Raw genomic sequence first — 12,500 nt, 5'->3', positions numbered from 1 at the left:
TAGCCCTAAAGCTATTTCGGGGAGAACCAGCTATCTCCAGGTTCGATTGGAATTTCTCCGCTACCCACACCTCATCCCCGCACTTTTCAACGTGCGTGGGTTCGGGCCTCCATTCAGTGTTACCTGAACTTCACCCTGGACATGGGTAGATCACCTGGTTTCGGGTCTACGACCACGTACTAAACGCCCTATTCAGACTCGCTTTCGCTGCGGCTCCGCCTCTTCAGCTTAACCTCGCACGGGATCGTAACTCGCCGGTTCATTCTACAAAAGGCACGCCATCACCCATTAACGGGCTCTGACTATTTGTAGGCACACGGTTTCAGGATCTCTTTCACTCCCCTTCCGGGGTGCTTTTCACCTTTCCCTCACGGTACTGGTTCACTATCGATCACTAGGGAGTATTTAGCCTTGGGAGATGGTCCTCCCAGATTCCGACGGAATTTCACGTGTTCCGCCGTACTCAGGATACATTCAAGAGAGAACGAAGTTTCGACTACGGGGTTGTTACCCTCTACGACGGACCTTTCCAGGTCGCTTCGTCTACCTCGTTCCTTTGTAACTCCGTATAGAATGTCCTACAACCCCAAGAGGCAAGCCTCTTGGTTTGGGCTATGTTCCGTTTCGCTCGCCGCTACTCAGGAAATCGCATTTGCTTTCTCTCCGCTACTCAGGAAATCGCATTTGCTTTCTCTCTATGTATTCAGATAAGGATACCATACCATTACGTATGGTGGGTTTCCCCATTCGGAAATCTTCGGATCAAAGCTTACTTACAGCTCCCCGAAGCATATCGGCGTTAGTCCCGTCCTTCATCGACTCCTAGTGTCAAGGCATCCACCGTGCGCCCTTTCTAACTTAACCAAACTAAAAATTAAAAAATATGAGCTACACTGTTATCTAGTTTTCAAAGAACATACATTTATATATGAGAGATAGTTCTCTCAAAACTGAACAAAACGAAACACGGAAACTTATATTGATGAACAGCGTTCATCAATTCTCCATAGAAAGGAGGTGATCCAGCCGCACCTTCCGATACGGCTACCTTGTTACGACTTCACCCCAATCATCTGTCCCACCTTAGGCGGCTGGCTCCATAAAGGTTACCCCACCGACTTCGGGTGTTACAAACTCTCGTGGTGTGACGGGCGGTGTGTACAAGGCCCGGGAACGTATTCACCGCGGCATGCTGATCCGCGATTACTAGCGATTCCAGCTTCATGTAGGCGAGTTGCAGCCTACAATCCGAACTGAGAACGGTTTTATGAGATTAGCTCCACCTCGCGGTCTTGCAGCTCTTTGTACCGTCCATTGTAGCACGTGTGTAGCCCAGGTCATAAGGGGCATGATGATTTGACGTCATCCCCACCTTCCTCCGGTTTGTCACCGGCAGTCACCTTAGAGTGCCCAACTTAATGATGGCAACTAAGATCAAGGGTTGCGCTCGTTGCGGGACTTAACCCAACATCTCACGACACGAGCTGACGACAACCATGCACCACCTGTCACTCTGCTCCCGAAGGAGAAGCCCTATCTCTAGGGTTTTCAGAGGATGTCAAGACCTGGTAAGGTTCTTCGCGTTGCTTCGAATTAAACCACATGCTCCACCGCTTGTGCGGGCCCCCGTCAATTCCTTTGAGTTTCAGCCTTGCGGCCGTACTCCCCAGGCGGAGTGCTTAATGCGTTAACTTCAGCACTAAAGGGCGGAAACCCTCTAACACTTAGCACTCATCGTTTACGGCGTGGACTACCAGGGTATCTTTAGCACTCATCGTTTACGGCGTGAACTACCAGGGTATCTAATCCTGTTTGCTCCCCACGCTTTCGCGCCTCAGTGTCAGTTACAGACCAGAAAGTCGCCTTCGCCACTGGTGTTCCTCCATATCTCTACGCATTTCACCGCTACACATGGAATTCCACTTTCCTCTTCTGCACTCAAGTCTCCCAGTTTCCAATGACCCTCCACGGTTGAGCCGTGGGCTTTCACATCAGACTTAAGAAACCACCTGCGCGCGCTTTACGCCCAATAATTCCGGATAACGCTTGCCACCTACGTATTACCGCGGCTGCTGGCACGTAGTTAGCCGTGGCTTTCTGGTTAGGTACCGTCAAGGTGCCAGCTTATTCAACTAGCACTTGTTCTTCCCTAACAACAGAGTTTTACGACCCGAAAGCCTTCATCACTCACGCGGCGTTGCTCCGTCAGACTTTCGTCCATTGCGGAAGATTCCCTACTGCTGCCTCCCGTAGGAGTCTGGGCCGTGTCTCAGTCCCAGTGTGGCCGATCACCCTCTCAGGTCGGCTACGCATCGTTGTAAGTGACAGCCGAAGCCGCCTTTCAATTTCGAACCATGCAGTTCAAAATGTTATCCGGTATTAGCCCCGGTTTCCCGGAGTTATCCCAGTCTTATGGGCAGGTTACCCACGTGTTACTCACCCGTCCGCCGCTAACTTCATAAGAGCAAGCTCTTAATCCATTCGCTCGACTTGCATGTATTAGGCACGCCGCCAGCGTTCATCCTGAGCCAGGATCAAACTCTCCAATAAAGTTAGTTTGTCTAGCATCTAAAAATAAAAATTGACGTTTCACGTTGTTTGTTTCGTTCAGTTTTCAAAGAACTTGTCTGTCGCTCATTTGCGACTTCCTTATGTTAACATCTTCGTTAGTTAATGTCAACTAAGTTTTTTATTTCGTTTGTCGTGTTCTGCGTTATTGCATCGGCGACTTGTTCTATATTACACCTCTATACTCTAATCGTCAATAGCTTTTATCCTTTTTATTTTATAAATTATAAAGGGTATTTTTATACTCCGTTCCTAGAGAGTAATAAACTAGTGCAGTCACTTTCATAATCGACAGTTTATACTTTCTAAAGAATGAATATCAAGCCAAACAAATATATATTAAAAGTAGCTTTTTTATTTCGATTACATTCACAATTATCTCCTACCACTTCTCTCGAGGAATGATAAATACACCATACATTTACTAAAAATCTAATTAACTTAGGAGGCGTTATGAAGTGCATGTTAATAAGAAAATCATTTATGTATCCCATGATGCCCATTTCCACGGAGCACAGCTGCTTTCTTTACATACTATTAAAGCTCTTAAAGAAAACTTTCATTACTCCGTCGCAATTATTTCTATTGGAACTGGCATCTTAATCCACGATTTTCAAAAGTATGGTCCTGTTTATTGCCTAGAGGAAAACTACCCAACGAAAGAAACGGTCGAATTATTAATAAAGAAGTTATTATCACAAGACTATACCGTCGCCATATGCAGTACTGTCATAAGTGGTGATATAGTTGCATTACTAGCTAAACATAATATAAAAGTTATTTCATTAATACATGAATTGCCGCATTTAATACAACAGTACTCTGCTGAGGGAAAAGCGAGAAACATTGCCAAGTCTGCTCACAAAATTGTCTTCCCTTCACAATACGTGTATGAAAAATTCCGTACAATCACTCAATTAGACCATCAAAAGTGCCACATCCTCCCTCAAGGTTTGTTTAACCACAATCCTTATAAAAACAATATTACAAAAGCGAGAAACGAATTAAGAGAAAAACACAACCTGCCTCTAGATAGCAAAATCATTTTGGGGGTAGGTTTCGCTGATCATCGAAAAGGGATAGATTTATTCTCACTTATTGCTTACTCAGTAAGAAAGATTCATAGAAATATTCATTTCATCTGGGTTGGGAGAGCGGATGTTCGCTTTTTAAACACGCTATCACCTAGATATACGGCACATTTCACATTAGTGGAGCCTACTCTAGATATCGGTTTATATAACGCTGGTGCTGATTTATATTTATTAACTTCAAGAGAAGATCCTTTCCCAAACGTGGTTTTAGAAGCATTAGATACAAAAGTCCCTGTTATAGGGTTTAAAAACGCTGGAGGTTTTGAAGATGTTGTTACGGAAAAAACCGGCGCATTAGTAGACTATTTAAACTTACCGATGATGCTGGAAAGAATATATGAATTTATCGGGGATGAGGATTTACGATTACAAAAAGGGACCTTTGGCCAAGAACTTATTGAAAAAGATTTCAACTTTCTTCATTACGTTTATCAATTATTAAACTTGCTTGAGCATGATTATAAAAAAATAAGCGTCATTATACCGAACTATAATTACGAAAAATACTTACCCGAACGAGTTAAATCAATATTAAATCAAACCTATCCCCTTTACGAACTAATTTTCCTAGACGATGCCTCTACTGATAATAGCGTATCTATATTTGAAAAGCTGCTCTCAAACGAAAATAAACACCACCTGAAAGTTCAGCAGATTATTAATGATAAAAACTCTGGTTCTGTATTTAAACAATGGATAAAAGGTATCTCTGCAGCAACCGGTGATTATATTTGGATTGCTGAGGCCGATGACTTATGTGATCAGACATTTTTAGAAGAAGTAATACAAGGGTTTCATATAGATAGTGATGTTGCCCTAAGCTACACACAATCAAAACAAATAGATGAACAAGGAAATACCTTGGCTAATCATTATTTGGATTACACCAATGATATTGATAAGGAGAAATGGCAGAGTTCTTATGTCCGAAAAGGGATAGATGAAATACAAGATACGTTACTTATCAAAAACACCATACCTAATGTCTCAAGTGTGGTTTTTAAAAACATAGATATAAAAACAACAGCAAAACAATTGGAAAAGTTTAAAGTAGCTGGTGATTGGTTTTTCTATGTTTCTATTCTTAAAGAGGGGAACATTTATTTCAATCCAAAACCTCTAAACTATCATAGACGACATACAAATAGTGTAACGAAAACAGAAGATTCATATTCCCATTACAGTGAAGTTATACAAATGCAGAATTTTATTACAGACGCCTTTACTATCGACGACATTTCAAAAAAGAAAATGTATGCATATAGAAAGTACCTTAAGGCATATTTGAAGATTTAATTATATATTTTCTTTACCATCAGTATCTCTTGTAAGACATTACTATTATTTAAGGGGGTTACGCTTTGAAAGAATTTATAGAGGAAAATAAAGGTTTGATTTCTCAAATTGCACACAACTACAATGTAAATGCAAGTATCCACCCAGAGGATCATATCTTTCAATTCCTTCTCACGAATCCAGTCTTTCCATCTAAAAAAGAAGCGATAGATTATTATTTTAAAGATGGAAGAAAATCAGCAGAAACACTCTTAGATTTAATTACTTCCTTTTATCCTCCTGTAGACACTCCAATTAAATTATTAGAATTCGCATCCGGATATGGCTGCGTAACACGTCATTTATTACACCTACAAACGAACTTACATATAACTACCTGTGATATACATGAAGAAGCTATTACTTTTATTGAACGCACATTACATACTTCTTCTATCTTATCTCATCCTGAACCTGAACAAGTAAAATTATCGTCTACGTATGATATCGTTTTTTGTCTATCCTTTTTTTCTCATATGCCTGATACAACTTGGTTTCGTTGGCTTCAAACATTGTATAATGCGGTTTCCCCTGGCGGATTATTCATTTTCACAACCCATGGATATCAAAGTAAAAAGTACTTCGGCTTTCCAGATTTAAATAAACAGGGTTATTGGTTTCTCCCCTCTAGTGAACAACTGGATTTAGATGTGCATCAATACGGGCAAACGATCGTTAGCCCCTCTTACGTATGTGGCAAAATTAAATTATTACCTTATAATCCTATCATCCAAAAATACACTGAAGGTTTTTGGTGGGAACATCAAGACCTTTGGGTAATAAAAAAAGAAATAAAATAATAAACCACGCTCTACTTATACAGAAGTAGGGCATGGCTTATTATTTTTTACTATATAAGAACTCTTCAATCCATAGCTTATTTAACCTAATTCCACTTTTGAAATCTATTTTCGGTTCCCAATTACAATCTCGTCTTACTCTATCTATATTTAAAATGATTTTTTGAACATTTTCTCGCTTTTGTTTATAGCAGATAAAGTCCACTTTTCTTTCCGTTAATTTCTCCAATTCTACTATAATTCGTTTTAAAGAGAGCCCCTTGCCGCTCCCTATATTATACACACAAAATTTCAAGTTATTTAATTGCGATAGTTGTATAGTGACTTCCACTAAATCATCGATATAAATATAATCTCGAATAATCTCTTGTGGATTCCCATATATATTAATCTTTTCATTACTGAGATGCTGATACAAAAAACAATTTATTGCCCCGACTTTCTTTAAAGGATTTTGATATTTCCCATATGGATTAGAATATCTACATACAACATAGTCAATTCCATATTTTTTCTTATAAAAGTACAAATAATTTTCAAGCGACACTTTTGTTATTCCATAAGGAGAAAGTGGTTTTAATGGATGTTCCTCATTAATAGGTAAATATTCCGGTTCACCATAAACTGTGCCTCCAGAAGATGCTAATACAATTTTTTTAATAGGAAAAGTTTTAACACTTTCCATGAAATTAAGAAAAAAAAAGCTACTGTTCATATCTTCGAAAACATCTTCAATTGAAGTTGCTACATTAGACGTTGCAGCTAAATAAATAATAATATCCACATTCACTAAAGCTTTATATATATCTTCAACATTGGCTAAATCACCTTTAATAAATTCAACCTCACTTATAATATTTTGAGGAAAATTATTTATATGCCTGGAAAATACTTTTACATTTTGCCCTTGTTTCAATAAACCTAATGCGAGGTTAATGCCAATGAAACTATTTCCACCTACTATTAAATAATTATTCTTCCCCATAATATCCTCTCTAGTAATAAGATTTTTACTTATCACACCTGGAAATACAAATAAATGAACTTGGACAATTCTATTATTCCTTCTCTTATAATTGTATGCCCCTTATACTTTTTCATTATCTTTATTTTATATTTCCCTTTTAAAATTACTACCTTGTTTAAGATGACCGCAAGAAACACTCATAATATTTACTCATTCCCATGAATATATTGGATTAGTAAAGACTTCCGTTTCCATACTCTCACTCATTTATTCTATTTTAAAAAACCTTCTCCATAAATAAAACTTTCAAAAAGGAGCATTAAATTTATGAAGAATGTAAATCAAGAACTGTTAAATCATGTAATTCTACATAAAGAACGAATACCACATTTCCATAAAGACTTTCCACTTATACTATTCTGGAGCCACAGAAGCGGATGTACTACATTAGCTAATTGGTTCTTTTTTCAAATCGGATTATTTACTGAAGCAAAGAAATACCATGACTTTATTCATTACTATGAATTCTGGGTGTATAAAAACAACACCAAATACATACCAGCGTTACAAAATGGGCTTCTAGAAGCAAAAAAAGATGTTTGTAAACTTGTGCGGAATCCTTATACAAGGGCTGTCAGCTCATTTTTATTACTTGCTGACAATCCATATGCCAGCCCTCAATGGGAAAGTATCCGCCAGTATTTGTATAATGACAAATATAGTAATCGAGGAGTATCATTTAAACAATTTTTATATTACATTCGAGCATTTGGTTCCAATTCCCTAGCAATGGACATACATTTTAGTCAGCAATACGTTCCAGGTGAAGAAAATTTCATCCAATACTATATTCCTTTAGAAGATTTTAATACACAAATCACCAAATTAGAACATACGTATGATTTAATTAAATCCAATTTAGCGCTACTTACAAATTCAAATCACCATCGCGCTCATAAAATGCTTCATACAGGAAGCTACGCAGAAATTAGCCTTACAGATACCGCCTTCCCTCGTTTCCCAACATATGAAAGCTTTTATGATAAAGAGACAATGGAGTTAGTTACCGAGATATATGCACAAGACTTTGAAATGTATCCGTACGCAAAGGGGGGATTTTAAGTTGATACATTCTTCAATGCATAAAAACGAATGTACCGCATAGCATAAAGTGAAACTTTAATTGCCGTGGACTTCTCCACCACTAATTATTCCCTTCTACCAATCTCACTTTTATGGGTTCCCTAATTTTCACCCACCTCTTTGATTTCACTGATTATTAAAGTATGTGTCATATGTATTTTTTTAAAAAGGAGGGATGTCATATGGAAGGTAATTTGAAGCACAATAATGGATACTGCGTTATTTGTGAGAAGGAAGCTACATTTATAGAGCATAATGATTGGCTTAGAGATCATTACTTATGTTCTACATGTCACTCTATACCAAGGCAGCGAGCTCTAATCCATGTTTTAAATACCTTTTTTCCAAAGTGGGGTTCCTATCATATCCACGAGTCCTCACCGGGAGGGATTACAACTCAACTACTAATAAAAAACTGCAAAAACTATACATATTCTCAATACTTTAAAAACTATCCTCTTGGTCAATACGTTCAAGGAATTAGATGTGAGAATTTAGAAAACATGACTTTTCAAAATGAATCTTTTGATTTGTTCATTACTCAAGATGTCTTTGAACACGTAATGGAGCCAGAGAAAGCCTTTAAAGAAATAGAACGTGTATTAAAGCCTGGTGGCGCTCATGTGTTTACTGTCCCTTGGTATCATACACTCCCAAAGACTTTACAAAGAGCAAGAATAAATAAAGAAGGAATTGAGTATATTGAAGAGCCAATTTATCATGGAAATCCTATTGATGAGAATGGATCTTTAGTAACATTTGATTGGGGTCGAGATATGATTGAATATATTTATACACATGCAAACATGTATACAATTGTTTATTTACAAAAGGATAGATCACTAGGATTAGATGCTGAATTTCTACATGTTTTTATTAGTAAAAAACACGAACATAATTTTTAGGCACTATATAATTTGGAGGTTAACAAATGAATACCTTTAAGTTAGGAAGTGATTTTGAGAACCTTGTTAGCCATCTTTCTGATGTTGAACTTCTAAATCTATTTATACAAAGTTGCTCACAAATAAAGATAAACGGCATCACAGTACATACGTTCCCTCCTCTGAGAAATTCAACAACAGTTTGTAAGTACTTTCTATGAACATGCTCTTTATGAAGCATATTTGTTTTATAGCCATGTAAAACATACGCCCAAAATTTAGGTGTTCCCTTGAATAAAGAACATAAAATTTTAGACTTTGGTTACATAATAAGTAAATAACATATCTCGTGCTTTAAACTAGAGTCAAAAAATCAAAAGTAACTTCCCACCACTTTGAACTACGAAGAACATAAGGGGGATATACCTTGAAAATAATTGCTTTTTACTTACCACAGTTTCATCGAATAAAAGAAAATGACAGATGGTGGGGGAAAGGTTTTACTGAATGGACAAATACTAAAAGTGCACGACCTTTATTTGCAGGACATTATCAACCTAGAGAACCTTATCAAGATTTTTATTATGACTTAACCACCCCATCCGTAAGAAAATGGCAAGCAGAAATTGCTAAAGCACACGGCATATATGGTTTTTGTTATTACCATTACTGGTTTAAAGGAAAGAGGCTATTGGAGACACCCTTTAATGAAGTACTTAAGACGGGCGAACCCGATTTTCCATTTTGCCTTTCTTGGGCAAACGAACCGTGGACAAAAACCTGGGATGGTCTTGATAGCCACATATTAATGCCTCAAAATTACGGAGGGTTCTCCGATTGGAAAGAACATTTTGATTATTTATTACAAGCTTTCCAAGATGAGAGATATATCCGTATAGATGGTAAACCACTATTCATTATTTATCGTCCTGGGCATATACCTGATTGTGAGCAAATGCTTAATTACTGGAATACACTCGCACAAGAAAATGGTTTGAAAGGTATATACTTCGCAGAAACATTAAACAGCTTTCCACTTCCTAATATAAATGGATTTGATGCTAGCATTCAATTCGAGCCTTTTTATACAATTGCTCATGATAGCTCTCCAGACATAAATAAGACAATATATGAGTCTGGTAAACAAATAAACGCTTGGGATTATGATAAAGTGTGGATGTATATATTAAAGCGATCTCCTTCAGGGAAAAAAACATTTCCCGGTGCCTTTGTTGACTGGGACAACACAGCACGCCGTAAAGACTTAAATAGCAGCATCTTCCTCGGTTCTACCCCTAGGAAGTTCACAATATATTTAAGTAAGCAAATTCAACGCACCTATTCTCTTTACAACAGCGAGTTTTTATTTATTAATGCATGGAATGAATGGGCAGAAGGTACTTACTTAGAACCAGATAAAAGACATGGATTTGCCTATTTAGAAGGAGTTAAACAAGCAATTAACAGAGGTATGAAAGCATACAAAAAAGACGAGTCATTCTGACTCGTCTTAAGATTGCTTGGCGACGTCCTACTCTCACAGGGACAAGGTCCCAACTACCATCGGCGCTAGAGAGCTTAACTTCCGTGTTCGGTATGGGAACGGGTGTGACCTCTCTGCCATCATCACCAAACTATTGAAGGCATATTCCTTCAAAACTAGATAACATTTGCTACATATTATATGGTTAAGTCCTCGATCTATTAGTATTCGTCAGCTCCACATGTCACCATGCTTCCACCTCGAACCTATCAACCTGATCATCTTTCAGGGATCTTACTAGCTTACGCTATGGGAAATCTCATCTTGAGGGGGGCTTCATGCTTAGATGCTTTCAGCACTTATCCCTTCCGCACATAGCTACCCAGCTATGCCCTTGGCAGAACAACTGGTACACCAGCGGTGCGTCCATCCCGGTCCTCTCGTACTAAGGACAGCTCCTCTCAAATTTCCTACGCCCACGACGGATAGGGACCGAACTGTCTCACGACGTTCTGCACCCAGCTCGCGTACCGCTTTAATGGGCGAACAGCCCAACCCTTGCCATCATTACCAGACTGTATTCATTTAAGACAAGAATTATTTTAACTCATTTAACTTTTAAAGTCAACAAGTTTTTTATATTCTTTCAAAACTAGATAACATTGCTTCATATTATATGGTTAAGTCCTCGATCTATTAGTATTCGTCAGCTCCACATGTCACCATGCTTCCACCTCGAACCTATCAACCTGATCATCTTTCAGGGATCTTACTAGCTTACGCTATGGGAAATCTCATCTTGAGGGGGGCTTCATGCTTAGATGCTTTCAGCACTTATCCCTTCCTCCCGCACATAGCTACCCAGCTTTGCCCTAGGCAGAACAACTGGTACACCAGCGGTGCGTCCATCCCGGTCCTCTCGTACTAAGGACAGCTCCTCTCAAATTTCCTACGCCCACGACGGATAGGGACCGAACTGTCTCACGACGTTCTGAACCCAGCTCGCGTACCGCTTTAATGGGCGAACAGCCCAACCCTTGGGACCGACTACAGCCCCAGGATGCGATGAGCCGACATCGAGGTGCCAAACCTCCCCGTCGATGTGGACTCTTGGGGGAGATAAGCCTGTTATCCCCGGGGTAGCTTTTATCCGTTGAGCGATGGCCCTTCCATGCGGAACCACCGGATCACTAAGCCCGACTTTCGTCCCTGCTCGACTTGTAGGTCTCGCAGTCAAGCTCCCTTATGCCTTTGCACTCTACGAATGATTTCCAACCATTCTGAGGGAACCTTTGGGCGCCTCCTTTACCCTTTAGGGGGCGACCGCCCCAGTCAAACTGCCCACCTGACACTGTCTCCCGGGTCGATAAGACCCGTAGGTTAGAATTTCAATACAGTCAGGGCGGTATCCCACCAGCGCCTCCACCGAAGCTAGCGCTCCGGTTTCAATGGCTCCCGCCTATCCTGTACAAACTGTACCAAAATTCAATATCAGGCTACAGTAAAGCTCCACGGGGTCTTTCCGTCCTGTCGCGGGTAACCTGCATCTTCACAGGTACTATAATTTCACCGAGTCTCTGGTTGAGACAGTGCCCAAATCGTTACACCTTTCGTGCGGGTCGGAACTTACCCGACAAGGAATTTCGCTACCTTAGGACCGTTATAGTTACGGCCGCCGTTTACTGGGGCTTCAGTTCAGAGCTTCGCTTACGCTAACCCCTCTCCTTAACCTTCCAGCACCGGGCAGGTGTCACCCCCTATACTTCGCCTTACGGCTTCGCAGAGAGCTGTGTTTTTGCTAAACAGTCGCTTGGGCCTATTCACTGCGGCTTTCCGTTAAGAAAGCACCCCTTCTCCCGAAGTTACGGGGTCATTTTGCCGAGTTCCTTAACCAGAGTTCTCTCGCACACCTTAGGATTCTCTCCTCGCCTACCTGTGTCGGTTTGCGGTACAGGCACCTTTTATCTCGCTAGAAGCTTTTCTTGGCAGCGGGGAATCAAAGACTTCGCTCCATAAGGAGCTTCCCCATCACAGCTCAGCCTTCACGATAAGCGGATTTGCCTACTTATCAGCCTAACTGCTTGGACGTGCACAACCAATCGCACGCTTCTTCTATCCTTCTGCGTCCCTCCATTGCTCAAACGATAAAGAGGTGGTACAGGAATATCAACCTGTTGTCCATCGCCTACGCCTGTCGGCCTCGGCTTAGGTCCTGACTAACCCTGA

General features: G+C 39.9%; 6 protein-coding genes, 3 rRNA genes, 1 pseudogene and 1 other annotated feature (2 of these 11 running past the window's edge). Of the genes and pseudogenes, 6 read left to right on the top strand and 4 right to left on the bottom strand.

Annotation, left to right across the window (positions count from 1 at the left end):
* Positions 1-864, bottom strand: a sequence feature (most likely nonfunctional fraction of RNA operon) (it extends 3,258 nt beyond the left edge of the window).
* A gap of 146 nt (positions 865-1,010) precedes the next feature.
* Positions 1,011-2,550 (bottom strand): 16S ribosomal RNA (locus tag ATN06_RS01745).
* A 476-nt stretch (positions 2,551-3,026) separates the two neighbouring features.
* Between ATN06_RS01745 and ATN06_RS01740 the strand changes: the two genes are divergently transcribed.
* On the top strand, positions 3,027-4,958 hold the full coding sequence (locus tag ATN06_RS01740) for a glycosyltransferase (protein ID WP_060629309.1): 1,932 nt from the start codon (positions 3,027-3,029) through the stop codon (positions 4,956-4,958).
* Between the two features lie 65 nt (positions 4,959-5,023).
* Complete coding sequence (locus ATN06_RS01735; RefSeq protein ID WP_060629308.1) at positions 5,024-5,797, top strand: class I SAM-dependent methyltransferase; 774 nt, start codon at positions 5,024-5,026, stop codon at positions 5,795-5,797.
* A 40-nt stretch (positions 5,798-5,837) separates the two neighbouring features.
* On the opposite strand, the gene ATN06_RS01730 is transcribed toward ATN06_RS01735, so the two are convergent.
* On the bottom strand, positions 5,838-6,782 hold the full coding sequence (locus tag ATN06_RS01730) for an NAD-dependent epimerase/dehydratase family protein (protein WP_060629307.1): 945 nt from the start codon (positions 6,780-6,782) through the stop codon (positions 5,838-5,840).
* Positions 6,783-7,091: 309 nt separating this feature from the next.
* Here ATN06_RS01730 and ATN06_RS01725 point away from each other — a divergent pair, with 309 nt between their 5' ends.
* From ATN06_RS01725 to ATN06_RS01710, 4 genes and pseudogenes are all read left to right on the top strand, one after another.
* The gene (locus tag ATN06_RS01725) at positions 7,092-7,886 is read left to right on the top strand and encodes a sulfotransferase family 2 domain-containing protein (protein ID WP_060629306.1); all 795 of its coding nucleotides are present in this window, start codon (positions 7,092-7,094) and stop codon (positions 7,884-7,886) included.
* 203 nt (positions 7,887-8,089) lie between these two features.
* Positions 8,090-8,812: a class I SAM-dependent methyltransferase gene (locus ATN06_RS01720; RefSeq protein ID WP_060629305.1), complete on the top strand. Its 723-nt coding sequence runs from the start codon at positions 8,090-8,092 to the stop codon at positions 8,810-8,812.
* 26 nt (positions 8,813-8,838) lie between these two features.
* Positions 8,839-9,114 (top strand): annotated as a pseudogene (locus tag ATN06_RS01715) (class I SAM-dependent methyltransferase); the annotation flags it as partial.
* 104 nt (positions 9,115-9,218) lie between these two features.
* Entirely contained in the window at positions 9,219-10,295 is a 1,077-nt protein-coding gene (locus tag ATN06_RS01710) for a glycosyltransferase WbsX family protein (protein WP_060629304.1), read from the top strand.
* A 14-nt stretch (positions 10,296-10,309) separates the two neighbouring features.
* Here the strand turns inward: ATN06_RS01710 and rrf are convergent.
* Positions 10,310-10,425 (bottom strand): 5S ribosomal RNA (gene rrf, locus ATN06_RS01705).
* Positions 10,426-10,950: 525 nt separating this feature from the next.
* A 23S ribosomal RNA gene (locus tag ATN06_RS01700) occupies positions 10,951-12,500 on the bottom strand (it continues 1,376 nt past the right edge of the window).

Origin of the sequence: Bacillus thuringiensis (genome assembly GCF_001455345.1) — a bacterium.
Classification (GTDB): domain Bacteria; phylum Bacillota; class Bacilli; order Bacillales; family Bacillaceae_G; genus Bacillus_A; species Bacillus_A thuringiensis_N.
The sequence above is the reverse complement of the archived record's forward strand: the minus strand, read 5'-3'. Positions and strand labels throughout refer to the sequence as shown.